Origin of the sequence: Pseudomonas sp. BIOMIG1BAC, from assembly GCF_001705995.2 — a bacterium.
Taxonomy (GTDB): domain Bacteria; phylum Pseudomonadota; class Gammaproteobacteria; order Pseudomonadales; family Pseudomonadaceae; genus Aquipseudomonas; species Aquipseudomonas sessilinigenes.
Map to the genome: position 1 here is coordinate 3,546,667 of NZ_CP049045.1, position 15,264 is coordinate 3,561,930.

Genomic DNA, 15,264 nt, shown 5'->3' on the forward strand with positions numbered 1-15,264 from the left:
CTAGCGCCGGAAAATGCCAGGCATAAGCCGCAAAAACGTTGTCGTGACAACCGTTGGTATTCAGGAGCCCCCAGTGAAACTCCATCAGTTGCAGGCCTTGGTGGCCGTTGCCGAGGGCGGCGGAATCCGCGCCGCTGCCCGCCGCCTGGAGGTGTCCCAGGCGGCAGTGACCCGAGCCCTGCGGGAACTGGAAGAAGAACAGGGCTTGGCCCTGTTGGTCCGCCATACCGGTGGGGCCCGCTTGACCCCGGCCGGTAAGATCCTGCTGCCACACGCCACGCAGATCGCCAGCCAGCTGCAAAAAGCCCAGGCCGACTTGGCCAGCCTACGAGGAGAAACGCCCTCGCGACTGTGCGTAGGGGTGACCCCCTGGCTGGGCCAGACCGTACTCGCCAGCACGGTCCAGGCCTTTCGCCAGGCGCTGCCCAAGGTCCAGCTGGAGGTCTATGAAGGCCTGCTGGCCGTCAGTCTGCCGCTGCTGCGCAATGGCTTGATGCACTTGGCCCTGGGGCCCGCCGCCCCCTTGCCCCCCCAGGAGTTCGTGCACATGCCCCTGGCACGCTACCGGATGAAGGTCCTGGCGGTGCACGAGCACCCACGATGCTCGGCGCGCTCGCTGGCCGAGTTGCTGGAGGATGACTGGGTGATCAACTTCAGCCAGTCCAGCCAAGCGCCACTCATGCACCAGTTATTCGAACGCCACGGCTTGCACATAGACCCCGGGCGCATCGTCTGTGCCCAGTCCAGTGCCATGCTCAGCAGCCTGATCACCGATGCCGGGATGCTCGGCTACTCCCCCGAACCCATGATGCTCTGTCCTCCGCTGCAGGGCAGGGTTCGGGCGTTGACCCTCGAGCAACCCCTCGAGGAGAGCGAAGCCAGCGTGATTCACCTGCGTGACCAGCCCCTGGATTCGGCCGCCCAGTGTTTCGTCCAGTGCCTGCAGGACACCTTGAAGGCCTGCAATCGTTCCCACCGCGAGGCGCAGCGGCAGTTGGCCAGGATGCTCAGCCTGCAGTTTTGAACAGCCGGGCCACGGATGGCATGATGCAAGCCTTGCGCAGCGACCGCCCCGAACGGCCCTGCCCTTGTAACCCCTCGAACAAGAGAGCCCCATGGCAAACCAAGATATTTCCTTCCTGCCCGATCCGGACGCCGACTCCATTTCCTCCGACGTCGCAGGCTTCGGCGGCCTGCTGGTCTCCACCCAGATCCCGACCCATGCCGACGGCAGCCTGGAACTGGGCGACATCACCCTGCAAAGCGAGTGCACCCTGCAAGCGCTGAAGGTCGCGCTGGAGCGCGCCGGCAGCTCCATGGACCGGGTCCTGCACCTGACCATCTACCTCACCGACATGGCCGATCGCGCAGCCTTCAACGAGGTCTACCAGCGTTTCTTCGCCAAGCCCTGGCCAGTTCGCGCAGCCGTTGGCGTAGCGGCGCTGGCAGTGCCGGGAATGCGCGTGGAAGTCACCGCGATGGCCGCCAAGGCCTGATGCCAAGCGGCTGCGCCCAGTGCGCAGCCGCCACCGGGCAGCACACGGGTGCCGGGCAAGCATTTCGCCGCTACAATGCGCGCCTTGACCCTGATAAGCCTGATTAAAAAAACATGTCCTTGCCCAAACATCACCTCGAACTGCTCAGCCCTGCCCGCGATGTCGGCATCGCCCGCGAAGCCATCCTGCATGGCGCCGACGCGGTGTACATCGGTGGCCCGAGCTTCGGCGCCCGCCACAACGCCAGTAACGAGGTGAGCGATATCGCCCAGCTGGTGGAATTCGCCCGTCGCTATCACGCCCGGGTATTCACCACCCTCAACACCATCCTCCACGACAATGAGTTGGAGCCGGCGCGCAAACTGATCCATCAGTTGTACGATGCCGGTGTCGATGCGCTGATCGTCCAGGACCTGGGGGTGATGGAGCTGGACATTCCGCCCATCGAACTGCACGCCAGCACCCAGACCGATATTCGCACCCTGGAGCGGGCCAAGTTCCTCGACCAGGCCGGCTTCTCCCAGCTGGTACTGGCTCGTGAGCTGAATCTCAAGGAAATCAGCGCCATCGCCGCCGAGACCGACGCGGCCATCGAATTCTTCATCCACGGCGCCCTGTGCGTGGCCTTCTCCGGCCAGTGCAACATTTCCCATGCCCAGACCGGTCGCAGCGCCAACCGCGGCGACTGCTCCCAGGCCTGCCGCCTGCCCTACACCCTGAAGGATGAGCACGGTGGCGTGATCGCCTACGAAAAGCACCTGCTGTCGATGAAGGACAACAACCAGAGCGCCAACATCCGCGCCCTGGTCGAGGCCGGGGTGCGCTCGTTCAAGATCGAGGGTCGCTATAAGGACATGGGGTATGTGAAGAACATCACCGCCTACTACCGCCAGCGCCTGGACGACGTACTGGAAGACCGCCCGGACCTGGCTCGCGCGTCCAGCGGCCGCACCGCGCACTTCTTCGTTCCCGACCCGGACAAGACCTTCCACCGTGGCAGCACCGACTACTTCGTCAGCGAGCGCAAGATCGACATCGGCGCCTTCGACTCGCCAACCTTCACCGGATTGCCGGTGGGCGTGGTGGAAAAGGTCGGCAAGCGCGACCTAGAGGTGGTGACCTTCGAGCCATTGTCCAACGGCGACGGCCTCAACCTGCTGGTCAAGCGCGAGGTGGTGGGCTTTCGCGCCAACATCGCCGAAGCCCGCGGCGAGTTCGAGGAAGACGGTGAAAAGCGCTATCGCTATCGCGTCGAGCCCAACGAAATGCCCGAGGGCCTGCATCGCCTGCGCCCCAACCATCCGCTGAGCCGCAACCTGGACCACAACTGGCAGCAGGCCCTGACCCGTACCTCCGCCGAACGCCGCATCGGCCTGGCCTGGCAGGCCCGGCTGCGCGAGGAGCGCCTGGAGCTGAGCGCCACCAGTGAAGAAGGCATCGGCATCAGCGTCGCCCTGGACGGCCCCTTTGGCGTGGCCAACAAGCCGGAGCAGGCCCTGGAGCAATTGCGCGACCTGTTGGGCCAGCTGGGCACTACCTGCTACCACGCCACCGACGTCAAGCTGGACGCCCCCCAGGCCTACTTCATCCCCAACTCCCAGCTCAAGGCCCTGCGCCGGGAAGCCATCGAAGCCCTGGACGCCGCACGGATCGCCGCCCATCCACGGGGCTCGCGCAAAGCCGAAAGCAACCCGCCGCCGGTCTACCCCGAATCGCACCTGTCGTTCCTGGCCAACGTCTACAACCAGAAGGCCCGGGACTTCTACCATCGCCATGGCGTGCAGTTGATCGACGCCGCCTTCGAGGCCCACGAGGAACACGGCGAAGTGCCGGTGATGATCACCAAGCATTGCCTGCGCTTCTCCTTCAACCTGTGCCCCAAGCAGGCCAAGGGCGTGACCGGCGTACGTACCAAGGTGGCCCCGATGCAGCTGGTGCACGGTGACGAGGTGCTGACCCTGAAGTTCGACTGCAAGCCTTGCGAAATGCACGTGGTGGGCAAGATCAAGGGCCATATCCTCGATTTGCCGCTGCCCGGCAGCAGTGCAGACTCGGTGGTGGGCCATATCAGCCCCGAAGACCTGCTCAAGACCATTCACCGCGCACCGCATTGAGTGGCTGGCGGGCGCCGCGCAATGCCGTCGCGCCCGCTGCAGATTCCAGACTCCAGAATCCAGGCCACCAGCCTGCACCTGCCAATAGCCCGGCGCTGACAGGCACAACGTTCCGCCTGTTATGCGCCATGCTTGGTTTCATTGCACATACGTCCCCTCTTCTACGTACGTAGCGTTTTTTTCTCGGCCAGGGGGGAGTTCCCTGTCAGTCGCCGTGGTCTACTACGCGCCGGTCGATCGGCAAACAGGTATAGTGGCCGACCTCGCTGAGCGACAAGCCGATTCCGGCGCTGGCCGCACTCCGGCCCCCGCTCCTATCAAGACAGAATGGATAACGTGTGTTCGCAAGATTCGTATTCATTGCCCTGCTCCTGACTCTGTCGGCGTGCAGTTCCAAGCCCTCCAACTCCGGGCCCCTCAAGGCTGGCGAGTATCGCGTCCAGCGCGGCGATACCCTGTATTCCATCGCCAGCCGCAACGGCACGAACTGGAAGGAAGTGGCGCGGCTCAACGGTCTCAAGGCGCCCTATACCGTGGAAGTCGGCCAGGTATTGAAGGTGGGCGGTGGCGCCCCCAGAACGACCCGGGTGACCAGCAGCAAGACACGAACCAGCACCAGCAGGAGCAAGGCCCCACCGCCTGCCCCGCCGATGCCCAAGGTCACTCTCAAGGGCTGGACCTGGCCGCTGCGCGGGGTGCTGATCGGACGCTTCTCGCCTACCGGCAAGCTCAACCAGGGCATCCGCATCGCCACCGCCGAGGGCCAGCCGATCCACGCCAGCCTCGGCGGCAAGGTGGCGTTCGCCGGCTACATGCGCGGCTACGGCAACCTCATGATTCTCCAGCACGGGCCGTCCTACACCAGTACCTATGCCTACAACAGCAAACTGCTGGTCAAGGAAGGCCAGATGGTGATCAAGGGCCAGAAAATCGCCGAAGCCGGGTCCCAGGATACCGACCGCGCCCAGTTGTATTTCGAGATCCGCGCCAATGGCGTGCCGGTCGACCCGATACGCCTGCTACCACCGGGTTGAGCAACACCACCATCAACCCGGCTCACAAAGTGGCGCTGGCGCCAACGAAGCCCTGACCCGGCGCGGCAACAGCGTCAGCAAGGCCAGCAACGCCAGCACGGCACCGATCCACAAAGGTGCCTTGAGCCCATGGCCCGCCTGGATCGCCAGCCCGCCAGCCCAGGCGATGAACGCCAGGCCGGCATTGATCACCGACACATGCACGCTGTTGACCAGGGGTCCGGGATTGGCGGTACGCATGACCCGCACGATCAGGGCCGGGCTCAGGGGCACGCCCACCAGGCCGATGACCAGGAATGCCACGACACTGAACAGCGCCTGCTCGGCGCAGAGCGCGAAGGCCAGCAAGGCCAGGCCCAGCACCAGCAATCCCGAGCTGAGTACGGCGAAGGTGAAGCGATCGGCGAAACGCCCCACCAGGCTGTTGCCGACAAGGTTCATCAGGCCGTACAGCCCCAACAGGATCGGCAGCAGTGTGCCAGGTACCCCGGACACCTCGGTCAAGATCGCCGTGACGTAGGTGAATGCCGCGTAGGCCGCGGCGATCACCAAGCCGCTGCTGGCATAGGCGGCCCATAGCGTGCCGCTGCCCAGGGCCCTGAACTGCTCACCCAGGCCAGCGCCGCTCGACTCTCGCGAAGACGGCACCAGCGCCCTGACGATCACGACGCACACAGCCGTCAGCGCCACCACCAGCCAAAAGCTGGTTCGCCAGCCCAGGTGCTGGTCAATCAGGGTCGCCGCCGGGACCCCAAGTACAGTGGCCAGCATCATGCCGCTGAGCACGATGGATGAGGCCCGGCCCCTGGCCTCCTGCGCCACTGTCTCGGCACAGATCGCCAGCGCCCCGCCGATGCATGCCGAACCCGCCACACCGGTGATGACCCTGGCAAATGCCATGGTGCCGTAGTGACTGGCGCTGGCAGCCACTACGGCGCCCAGCAGGTACAGGGCCAGTTGCCAGAGCAGGGCTTGCCGGCTGGGCACCTTCAACCAGAGGAACAAGGCCGTCAGCAAGGGACCGCCCAGGACCATGCCCAAGGCATACAGGGCGATCAGGTAGCCGATTTGCGCCGCGCTGACGCCGAACACCGCCGCCAGGGACGGCATCATGCCAGCGACCATGAACTCGGAAGTGGTCAGGACGAAAATGGTCAGGGCCAACCAGTAGACCGTCCCAGGCATGGACACCTGTTCGCGATGGCCTCGTGCGGTCATGACCATCCTCCCCACAGCGGGAGGCGCGAGCTCGATGAAGCTTTCCTGGGATTGGGCATGAGGACTCCTGGCAATACATTCAATTGAATTATTGAATGAAAGGCCGATGCTAGTTTCGGCCACGCACTCGGGTCAAGCCCCTTGCCCTCGCCCCCTGCCCAGAAATGGATCTAGCCGGCGTTGAACTTCATGCAGTGAACAGGGCATCTGCGACTCTCGCAGGACTCTTGCAAAACCTCGCTACCGTGCTGGCTTGGCGCCTGCCTGGTGTTGGGCACACCCACGCAAGCGGCCAGAGGTTTACCGGAGTGCGCCAGAACCTTGCGCCAACCGTGCGGGGTGAACTCGGTGCCAATCCCTGTCGGCACTGGGCCGGACCTGTCGCACTGAGTCCCGATAGTTCTCTCGCTACCCGTTGCACCGGGCCTGGTGCTCCATTCACAAGAGAGGCCAGCAGGCCCGTTCCTGCGCACCAGGCCAGCCATTGCTCCAGCCTTGGAAGGATGCAGTGCAATGCTCCTATGCCAAGCCGCTACAGGCCCAGCTGCTCATGTTCCAGGTCGCCCTCCCTGCCCGCCCACCAAGCGGGAATGGGCAACAGCGACTCTGCCACGCCTACTGTCAACAGGTTGTGGCGCAGGCTCCTGAGCCGAACCAGTACCTGGACCCTGGGCTCGACCTGGATCAATGCCTGCCAACTCAATTGAACGTACCGACCATGGACAGCGGCCGAGTAGAGGAGCAACGGCTGTGGAAATGGCTCACGCAGCTCGAAGTAGCCCAGGTAAGCGGATGCGTTATCTGCCAGCACGGCATTCTGCCGGGCATCCCTGGAAGCCTGCATGCGGGTCTCCAACAGCTCTATTGCGGCCGTGCTCTCATACAAGGGCGAGCTCTTGCCACTTAGCAGCCATTGATACTTCGAGTTCTCCGAAAACAATGAGTTGGCGATACCGTTTGGGCAGAAGAACAGCTCGATCGCCCTGCGCACCAGGGTTGGCACCACTGCTTGTGTCACTTTGTCCAGGTACTGGTCGCGGGCCTCAAAGTCCTGCCTGCCATAGCTGATGAGTTGTCGGAACTGGGTCTTGACCGCAAAGTGAATCTGGTTCGGTTCATCACAGTTAGCCGCAATGCGCTGGGCCAAACACCATTCGCGTTGGCGAATGTTCCGATCCAGTTCAGTGTCATCCAGGCTCAGGAAGTCGAAGAAGGTCCTGATCGCGGCGAGGCAGACCTCGGGTTCCCGACAAACCGCCCTCATGGTCTCGCTCGCCCTCTCGCCGTAGAACCACTCCATCAACTCCAGCAGCGCCAGGCATTTATCAGCGGCACTTTCAAATGCACTCCGGGAGTAACACGCGCCAGCCGCCCTGTGAAGCTGCCCATACTGGATGTTGGCGGCATTGAGCATGTCCCTTATCACCAGGCGCTCGGTTTCCCCACTCCGGTCGATGGCCTGGTGGATGAACTCATCGATGACCCCCTTGCTCCGATGCTCCAGCCAGCTATCGAAGAACAGCGCAAACTCTCGAAGCGTGAAGGCAGGTACCAGGGTTGCCAGGCTCATCTCGTAGTCGATTTTCTCCGGCCCCGACTGGCTGTCGCGCCGTGCGAGTACGAACGCCTCGAACAGTTGCAAAGAGCGTTGGGCCAACGGTCCCTCTGGATCGAAGCGACTCGTGGCGAGCGCTGCCTGTCGCTGCTGCTCGCGCTCTTCCTCGTTTGGGCCACCCAGCATGCTGGGGCCGAACGCATTGAAGAGCACTTGGGTGTGCTGGTTAAAATGCTCGAGCATCCTGGGCTCCAGCTCACGCAGCAGGGTCTGCAAGACAATCCCGTGCCAGTCCAGATCACCCTCGTTGTGCCGCTCTGCCGCCGCACCGAACACCGACAGGCTGCGACAGATGCGCTTGGCCTGGCGCGGATTGCCGGGAAACCACTGGGCACAGCGCTCGATCGTCGTCGCAGGTAAAAAACCACAGCACGCCTGCAGGTTCTTCATCACCATCTTCTCTGTCTGCTTGGCCGTGGGTGCCGGCAGGGCAAAGGGTACGTCGATGATCTTGTCCAGGAAGTGCTGGGCGGACTCGCCAAAAGCCTCGGAGTAACTGCACAACGCCCGGCTGATCAGCTCATGATCGAACGCCAGGACAAAGACGAACCCAGGCCAGTCGAGCAGCTCCCGTAGGGCCAGGAGCGTTTCCGGCAGAATCTTCGGGTCGGCGCGATCCAGGTCGTCGATGAAGACAATCACCCGGCGCGCACCCAACTGTCTGTGCAACGCCTCCAGGTCCTCTTCCTTGAGTTGCAGCATGCTGCCCAACTTGTCGAACACGACCCCCGATACCTTGGCCGCAGCAGTGATGACCTGACCGTACTCCAGTGAGTCCGGAAGCTGCGCCTGGGCAACCGTATCCGTCGCCTTGGCTGCAATATGGCTGACTTTCTGGCTCAAGCGCCGCAGCCAGGGGCGCAAGGGCTCGGCCAGGCCTTCACCTTGCAGTGCTTCAGTCAACTCCAGGTAGAAGCGGGCCAGGAACCCGTCTTCACCGTTGGTGCGCCAGACGGGAAAGCGGATGACGATATCGCCCTTTTCCTCTGCAATCTGCTGCAGGAAGTTCAGCACGCTGGTCTTGCCGCTGCCCCACTGGCCGTACAGGCCGATGCGCGAGGACCAGCCCGATGGCGTGGCCGTGATCACGCGATGAATCAGCTTGGCTAACGGCCAGCGGTCCAGAAGATCGTCCTGGCGGTGAGTGAGTGGCGCATCATTTCCACCAGAGACGCTAGCATTCTGGATGGTCGACATTCGTTGCAGTTCCTTATCCTGGTTCCTGGTGCTCATTGCTCTTGCTTGCTACCACCACGGGCCGCCTCACTCTCTAGGGACGAACGGGCTTGAACAGATCGATGGAAATCATCTTGTACATCCCGCTCAACGGCACCATGCGCTTGATATCCATCTGGTAGAAATCGGCTGTCGGACTGATAGAGGCCGGCATGCTCGGCGTACAGCCAGTCAAGCTGTAGAGATTCATGTAGTCGGCATTGGGGTCGCCCACGGTGCCCTGGCGCATGGAAAGTGTACAACGCAAGCTGCCCTTGAGCCCCGGGCCGCCATCACCCTGGACCTCCAACCGCAGCGGACAGACGCCCATGCGCCGCCCACCCATCCAGGGGTCCTGGGCTTGTGGACATTCCTGATCGCCGACAGTGGCCATGACCTGCCCCACCAGTTGGCGCAAATCCTTGTTCTGATCAGGCCAGACCTCACCGTTGTCCACCATGTGGTCCTTGATGAACAACGTGTAGCGCACCGGAAAGCCGACTTTGTTGTTCAGCATGAAAGAGCCCTGGGAATAGGCCAGTTTCTCGTCGGCCTTGCATCCGGCGCGGTTACTGACGGCGAATTCGGTGGTGTTGAGATTGGTAACGCTCGTTCCACCGCGCAGCTTGATCAGGCACTGGGCCTGCCGACCATCGGTGCAACTGTTTTCGACGATATGGAAGCCGTTGCTGTGTACCGCGCTGTCATCAATGACAAAGCCATTGAAGTTGGTCATGTCGCTGGGGAGCACCCGGTTGACCCGCAGATCCACAAGAAACGCGCCATCCTGGGCAACCGAGGGTTCCAGATTCATGGAAAAGCGGGCATTGCACTGCTGCTTCAAGGTCACCCTGAAGTCTTGCGCATCGGGCAACCCTCCAAAGATACCGCCAATACCGAAAGGCAGGCCCAGCACACCGCCGAGCACAGTCAGTATTCCCGAAACAGCAGACTTGGCACCGGCATAGGCCTGCATTTCCGCGTTGGTCATGCTGCCATACGAGGCGTTGCTGAAGTTATTTGTCTGTGACCACCTGAAGCTCGTGGTGGAACGAATGGTGCCACTCACGCGGGCTTCATCGCAGGCACCTCGCTCTTGGCAGAACTTGAGATTGAAGCCCCAGTCCTTGCTGAAGAGATCGACGATATTGATGACCGGCTTCTTCAGTGCCATCACCAGCACTCCCTGCTGGCGCGACCCAATCACCACCGGCCCTGCCTCCGTCCCCTTGAGAGTGGCGTATCGAGGCACATCAATGGGGTACTTGCGCTCAAAATCCGCCGCGTTGACATTGAATGCAGGTTCGAAAGTGATTGGGTAGTCACCCTCGTTCTCGATCAGCACCGTGATGAAATCAGGTTCGGCAGCCTGGGCTTTCAAGCAGCCCATCGCACTCAATAACACACCTGTCAACAGGACACTCTTGCGATAGGTGGAGCGTACGGATCTGTCCATCATCAATCCTTGATTGTAAATCCCGCTCATTACTCTAAATGGTTTATGTCAAATCGCCATCTTTTAGGCGCAAGCCGCTACCGGAGGCTGATCAGCCCCACCTCGATGCTCGTTTCTGGACAGACAACCTGGTCTTGCAACCCGATGAAACGCACGGCGTGGCACCGCCGGCCGTCCTGTGGAGTCTTGCTTGCCAAGCAGCCACAAACGACAGGTCAGCTTTTCATCCAGGACGACGCTTGAGGGTCTGGCTGGGCAACTCCTTGAACAACGCCCGATAGCTACTGGAGAAACGCCCCAGGTGCCAGAACGACCAGTGCATCGCCACCTCGGCCACCGTGGTTTCCTGTGGATTGCAACTGCGCAGCTCGCGATGGGCGCTGTTGAGCCGGCGCAGGCGCAGCCATTGGCTGGGAGCCATGCCGGTAAAGGCCTTGAAGGCGCTCTGCAACTGGCGCAGGGACACTCCGGCGACCTGGGCCAGTTCCAGCAGGTTGAGGGTTTCCTCGGGCAGGTCGGCGGCCCATTGCGCGACCCGCTGCATGATGGCCCGTTCCTCCGTGCGCCGTTGCAGGCCATCGCGGTCCAGGCGCACGCAAGCGTTGTCGAGAATGTACAGGCAGTCATCGAGCAACTGCTGGGTCAGGGCTTCCCGGCTGGGTGGATCGAGGGTCTGTGACAAGCGCGTCAAGGTCGCGCTGAGCCAGCGGCAGAACAACGCGTTCTGCTGGCAGGTCAAGGGCGCCATGAACAGGCCATCCAGGCGTTCGACCCCCAGGCCCTGGCCCTGGACGAACTCGGGGCCGAACACCACCGCCACTTCCTGGTAGTTCTCGGGGGTGATCCAGATATTACGGCTCTCGCCATTGAGCACGTACAGCGCGTTGTCGCTGCGATCGAAGCAGAACGCCAGGGCGCCTTCGGGGGCATTGAAGTTCTGTTCGACCCGGGTATTCATGCGCTCTTCGTAGATTTGCACGCCCTGCAGGTCCAGGTAACGCACCAGGCCATTGAAATGCCCGGGGGACATCTGCCGGTACTGCTGAACCCAACCGGGGGTGGCCCGGACCTGGTCGATCACATCGAAGGCCTTGAAAGCCTGGACTTGAAGCGGATTGGACGTCGTCATGGGAAGACCTTACGCACTCTTTTGGTGCGCTTTGCGTCTGTTGAAAGTGGATAGATGGAACCACAAGGCTCGCCCAAGATAGTCGCCAATGCGCCGCAGGGGAAGCCTTGCCGGGATACTCCCGCTCACCTGGGTGCAGATGAAAACAATCATCGAGGTCTTTATGAACGCCCCTTTCGATCAGCTTTCCTCATGGCTGAAAGAGCACAAGATTACCGAAGTAGAGTGCGTGGTCAGCGACCTGACCGGCATTGCCCGCGGCAAGATCGCACCCACCAACAAGTTCCTGCATGAGCGAGGCATGCGCCTGCCGGAAAGTGTCCTGCTGCAAACGGTAACCGGGGATTTTGTCGACGACGACCTGTACTACGAACTGCTGGACCCGGCTGACATCGACATGCTCTGTCGTCCCGATCCCTCGTCGATCTACCTGGTGCCCTGGGCCCTGGAACCCACGGCCATCGTCATCCACGACACTTTCGACAAGTTCGGCAACCCCATCGAACTGTCGCCACGCAATGTGCTGAAGAAAGTCCTGCAGCTCTACACCGACAAGGGCTGGCAGCCGATCGTGGCTCCGGAAATGGAGTTCTACCTGACCCAGCGTTGTGAAGACCCGGACCTGCCGCTGCAAGCGCCCCTGGGACGCTCGGGACGTGCCGAGAGCGGCCGGCAGTCATTCTCCATCGATGCCGCCAACGAATTCGACCCACTGTTCGAGGACGTCTACGACTGGTGCGAAGCCCAAGGCCTGGACCTCGATACGCTGATCCACGAAGACGGCCCGGCGCAGATGGAGATCAACTTCCGCCATGGCGACGCCCTGGACCTGGCGGACCAGATCACCGTGTTCAAGCGCACCCTGCGCGAGGCCGCGCTCAAGCACAACGTCACCGCCACCTTCATGGCCAAGCCGATCACCGATGAGCCCGGCAGCGCCATGCACCTGCACCAGAGCGTGGTGGACATCGCCACCGGCAAGCCGGTATTCACCAACGACGACGGCAGCATGAGCGAGCTGTTTCTGCAGCACATCGGCGGATTGCAGAAGTACATCCCCAAGGTGCTGCCGATGTTCGCCCCCAACGTCAACTCGTTCCGCCGCTTCCTGCCGGATACCTCGGCCCCGGTGAACGTCGAATGGGGCGTGGAAAACCGCACCGCCGGCCTGCGGGTACCGACCTCCAGCCCGGAAGCCACGCGGGTGGAAAACCGCTTGCCCGGTGCCGATGCCAACCCCTACCTGGCGATCGCCGCGAGCCTGCTGTGCGGCTACCTGGGCATGGTCGAAGGCATTGCCCCCAGCGCGGCGGTGGAAGGCCGCGCCTACGAGCGACGCAACCTGCGCCTGCCGATCACCATCGAGGACGCCCTGGCGCACATGGAGGAATGCCCGGTCATCGAGCAGTACCTGGGGCGCAAGTTCGTGCGTGGCTATGTCGCGGTCAAGCGTGCCGAGAACGAGAACTTCAAGCGGGTGATCAGCTCCTGGGAACGCGAGTTCCTGCTGCTCAGCGTTTGATCCGGCGATTTTACGAACAACAAAAACATCCCACAGAGGTGTCGAACATGCGTCTATTCAAAGCAGTGATCCCGGTCGCCCTGGCGACCCTGTGCAGCACCGCCGCCCAGGCCGAACCCAGCGTCAGCGTGTACAACTGGAGCGACTACATAGGCAAGACGACCCTGGCCGACTTCCAGGCCCAGACCGGGATCAAGGTGATCTACGATGTGTTCGACTCCAACGAGACCCTGGAAGGCAAGCTGCTGGCCGGACGTACCGGCTACGACGTGGTGGTGCCTTCCAACCACTTCCTCACCCGCCAGGTGAAGGCCGGGGCGTTCCTCAAGCTGGACCGGACGCAACTGCCCAACTGGAAGAACCTGGACCCGAAGCTGATGACCCTGTTGCAGCAGAACGATCCCGGCAACCAGTACTCGGTGCCCTACCTGTGGGGCACCAATGGCATCGGCTACAACGTCGACAAGGTCAAGCAGGTGCTGGGCATCGACCATATCGACTCCTGGGCGGTGCTGTTCGAACCGCAGAATCTGAAGAAGCTGGCGCAATGCGGGGTCTCGCTGATGGACTCGCCCGATGAAGTCATGCCGGCGATGCTCAACTACCTGGGCCTGGACCCCAACAGCCAATCGGCGGCCGATTACCAGAAGGCCGAGGCCAAGCTGTTGAGCCTGCGCCCCTACATCACCTACTTCCACTCCTCCAAGTACGTCTCGGACCTGGCCAACGGCAATATCTGCGTGGCGTTCGCCTACTCCGGCGATGCCTTCCAGGCCGCCAACCGGGCCAGGGAAGCCAAGAATGGAGTGAACATCGCCTACGCGATTCCCAAGGAAGGCAGCAACCTGTGGTTCGACCTGATGGCCATCCCCGCGGACGCCGCCAATACCAAACAGGCCCATGCCTTCATCAACTACCTGCTGGACCCGCAAGTAATCGCCAAGGTCAGCGCCCAGGTCGGCTATGCCAACCCCACCCCGGCCTCCCAGCAGTACATGGACGCCCAGCTGGTGAACGATCCCGAGGTCTACCCACCCAAGGAGGTGCTGGACAAGCTGTACATCGCCAGCACTCCGTCCCCCGCGATCATGCGCGTCATGACTCGCTCGTGGAGCAAAGTGAAGTCCAACAAATGAACCAGCCACTCTCCCTGGGCGGTGCCAACGGGCACGCCCACTCCTATTACGCGGCCTCGGTCGGTGCCCTGCCCGGCTACCCATCCCTGGAAGGCGACCTGCAAGCCGACGTCTGCGTGGTTGGCGGCGGCTTCACCGGGGTCAACACCGCCATCGAGCTGGCCCAGCGCGGGCTATCGGTGATCCTCCTGGAGGCCCGGCGCATCGGCTGGGGCGCCAGCGGGCGCAACGGCGGGCAACTGATCCGCGGCATCGGCCATGACATCAGCGGCTTTGCCCGCTATGTCGGCCAGGAAGGACTGAAATACCTGGAACAGGCCGGTATCGAATCGGTGCAGGTGGTGGGCCAGCGTATCGCCAAGCACGGGATCGACTGCGACCTGCGCTGGGGGTTCTGCGAACTGGCCAATACCCCAGCCCAGTTCGCCGCATTCCAAAGCGAACAGGAGCACCTGCTGAGCCTGGATTATCGCCATGCCACCCGCCTGGTGGCGGCCCGGGACATGCACCAGGTAGTGGCCTCCAAGGCCTACGCCGGAGGCCTGGTGGACATGGGCTCAGGCCACCTGCACCCCCTCAAGCTGGTGGTGGGCGAAGCCCGGGTAGCGACGTCCCTGGGCGTGCGGATCTTCGAGCACAGCCCGGTGCTGGAGCTAGGCCACGGCGATAGCGTGAAGCTGCGCTGCGCCAGGGGCACCGTGCGAGCCGGACGCCTGGTGCTGGCGTGCAACGCTCACCTGGAGGACCTGGAGCCGCGCCTGAGCGGCAAGGTCTTGCCCGCGGGTAGCTACATCATCGCCAGCGAACCGCTGCCGGAACCTCTGGCCAGGCAGTTGATCCCGGACAACCTGGCACTGTGCGACCAGAAAGTCGGCCTCGACTATTACCGGCTGACCGCCGACCGGCGCCTGCTGTTCGGTGGGGCCTGCCATTACTCCGGCCGCGATCCAGCGGATATCGCCGGCTACATGCGGCCGAAGATGCTCAAGGTGTTCCCACAACTGGGGGACATCGGTATCGACTTCCAGTGGGGTGGCAAGATCGGCATCACCGCCAACCGCTTCCCCCAGGTCGGACGCCTGCGCCAGTTCCCCAACGTGTACTACGCCCAGGGGTACTCCGGACATGGACTTAACGTCACCCATTGGACCGCGCGGCTGCTGGCCGAGGCGATCCATGCCGGCCACAGCCAGGGCCTGGACGTGTTCAGCGCGGTACCGCACATGACCTTTCCCGGCGGGCCCGCCTTGCGTGCGCCCTTGCTGGCCCTGGGCATGCTCTGGCATCGGCTGCGTGAAATCCTGGGTTGACGGCCCACCTCCCAGGGCT

The 15,264-nt window shown here is 62.7% G+C and carries 11 protein-coding genes; 7 read left to right on the forward strand and 4 right to left on the reverse strand.

Annotated features, from left to right (window positions below; all coding sequences use genetic code 11):
* The first annotated feature begins 73 nt into the window (after window positions 1-73).
* The 4 genes from ATY02_RS16550 to ATY02_RS16565 all read left to right on the forward strand — a co-directional run bounded on the left by ATY02_RS16550 (window position 74) and on the right by ATY02_RS16565 (window position 4,644).
* On the forward strand, window positions 74-1,024 hold the full coding sequence (locus ATY02_RS16550; RefSeq protein WP_068576117.1) for a LysR family transcriptional regulator: 951 nt from the start codon (window positions 74-76) through the stop codon (window positions 1,022-1,024).
* 91 nt (window positions 1,025-1,115) lie between these two features.
* On the forward strand, window positions 1,116-1,496 hold the full coding sequence (locus ATY02_RS16555) for a RidA family protein (RefSeq protein WP_068576115.1): 381 nt from the start codon (window positions 1,116-1,118) through the stop codon (window positions 1,494-1,496).
* 113 nt (window positions 1,497-1,609) lie between these two features.
* Entirely contained in the window at window positions 1,610-3,610 is a 2,001-nt protein-coding gene (locus ATY02_RS16560; protein ID WP_068576112.1) for a peptidase U32 family protein, read from the forward strand.
* A 338-nt stretch (window positions 3,611-3,948) separates the two neighbouring features.
* On the forward strand, window positions 3,949-4,644 hold the full coding sequence (locus ATY02_RS16565) for a peptidoglycan DD-metalloendopeptidase family protein (protein WP_176719807.1): 696 nt from the start codon (window positions 3,949-3,951) through the stop codon (window positions 4,642-4,644).
* 12 nt (window positions 4,645-4,656) lie between these two features.
* Here ATY02_RS16565 and ATY02_RS16570 read toward each other — a convergent pair whose 3' ends face one another.
* From ATY02_RS16570 to ATY02_RS16585, 4 genes are all read right to left on the reverse strand, one after another.
* Window positions 4,657-5,862: an MFS transporter gene (locus ATY02_RS16570; RefSeq protein ID WP_416220663.1), complete on the reverse strand. Its 1,206-nt coding sequence runs from the start codon at window positions 5,860-5,862 to the stop codon at window positions 4,657-4,659.
* Between the two features lie 532 nt (window positions 5,863-6,394).
* The gene (locus tag ATY02_RS16575) at window positions 6,395-8,674 is read right to left on the reverse strand and encodes a KAP family P-loop NTPase fold protein (RefSeq protein WP_068576110.1); all 2,280 of its coding nucleotides are present in this window, start codon (window positions 8,672-8,674) and stop codon (window positions 6,395-6,397) included.
* Window positions 8,675-8,747: 73 nt separating this feature from the next.
* Window positions 8,748-10,178, reverse strand: a complete 1,431-nt coding sequence (locus tag ATY02_RS16580) for a hypothetical protein (protein WP_141698181.1) — start codon at window positions 10,176-10,178, stop codon at window positions 8,748-8,750.
* Between the two features lie 193 nt (window positions 10,179-10,371).
* Window positions 10,372-11,277: a helix-turn-helix domain-containing protein gene (locus tag ATY02_RS16585; RefSeq protein ID WP_068576106.1), complete on the reverse strand. Its 906-nt coding sequence runs from the start codon at window positions 11,275-11,277 to the stop codon at window positions 10,372-10,374.
* 163 nt (window positions 11,278-11,440) lie between these two features.
* Between ATY02_RS16585 and ATY02_RS16590 the strand changes: the two genes are divergently transcribed.
* The 3 genes from ATY02_RS16590 to ATY02_RS16600 are packed head-to-tail and all read left to right on the forward strand — an operon-like array spanning window position 11,441 to window position 15,245.
* Window positions 11,441-12,799: a glutamine synthetase family protein gene (locus ATY02_RS16590; protein WP_068576105.1), complete on the forward strand. Its 1,359-nt coding sequence runs from the start codon at window positions 11,441-11,443 to the stop codon at window positions 12,797-12,799.
* A gap of 47 nt (window positions 12,800-12,846) precedes the next feature.
* A complete protein-coding gene (locus ATY02_RS16595) occupies window positions 12,847-13,935 on the forward strand; it encodes a polyamine ABC transporter substrate-binding protein (RefSeq protein ID WP_068576102.1) in 1,089 nt (362 codons plus the stop codon).
* Window positions 13,932-15,245, forward strand: coding sequence for an NAD(P)/FAD-dependent oxidoreductase (locus tag ATY02_RS16600; RefSeq protein ID WP_068576100.1), 1,314 nt, complete (start codon window positions 13,932-13,934; stop codon window positions 15,243-15,245). The genes ATY02_RS16595 and ATY02_RS16600 overlap by 4 nt, the downstream gene beginning before the upstream one ends.
* Window positions 15,246-15,264 lie beyond the last annotated feature (19 nt).

Excerpts from the sequence above, each read along its gene's own strand:
- ATY02_RS16555 (WP_068576115.1), top strand. The coding sequence starts at position 1,116 with ATGGCAAACCAAGATATTTCCTTCCTGCCCGATCCGGACGCCGACTCC.
- ATY02_RS16580 (WP_141698181.1), bottom strand. The coding sequence starts at position 10,178 with ATGAGCGGGATTTACAATCAAGGATTGATGATGGACAGATCCGTACGC.
- ATY02_RS16560 (WP_068576112.1), top strand. The coding sequence starts at position 1,610 with ATGTCCTTGCCCAAACATCACCTCGAACTGCTCAGCCCTGCCCGCGAT.
- ATY02_RS16575 (WP_068576110.1), bottom strand. The coding sequence starts at position 8,674 with ATGTCGACCATCCAGAATGCTAGCGTCTCTGGTGGAAATGATGCGCCA.
- ATY02_RS16585 (WP_068576106.1), bottom strand. The coding sequence starts at position 11,277 with ATGACGACGTCCAATCCGCTTCAAGTCCAGGCTTTCAAGGCCTTCGAT.
- ATY02_RS16600 (WP_068576100.1), top strand. The coding sequence starts at position 13,932 with ATGAACCAGCCACTCTCCCTGGGCGGTGCCAACGGGCACGCCCACTCC.
- ATY02_RS16595 (WP_068576102.1), top strand. The coding sequence starts at position 12,847 with ATGCGTCTATTCAAAGCAGTGATCCCGGTCGCCCTGGCGACCCTGTGC.
- ATY02_RS16570 (WP_416220663.1), bottom strand. The coding sequence starts at position 5,862 with ATGACCGCACGAGGCCATCGCGAACAGGTGTCCATGCCTGGGACGGTC.
- ATY02_RS16590 (WP_068576105.1), top strand. The coding sequence starts at position 11,441 with ATGAACGCCCCTTTCGATCAGCTTTCCTCATGGCTGAAAGAGCACAAG.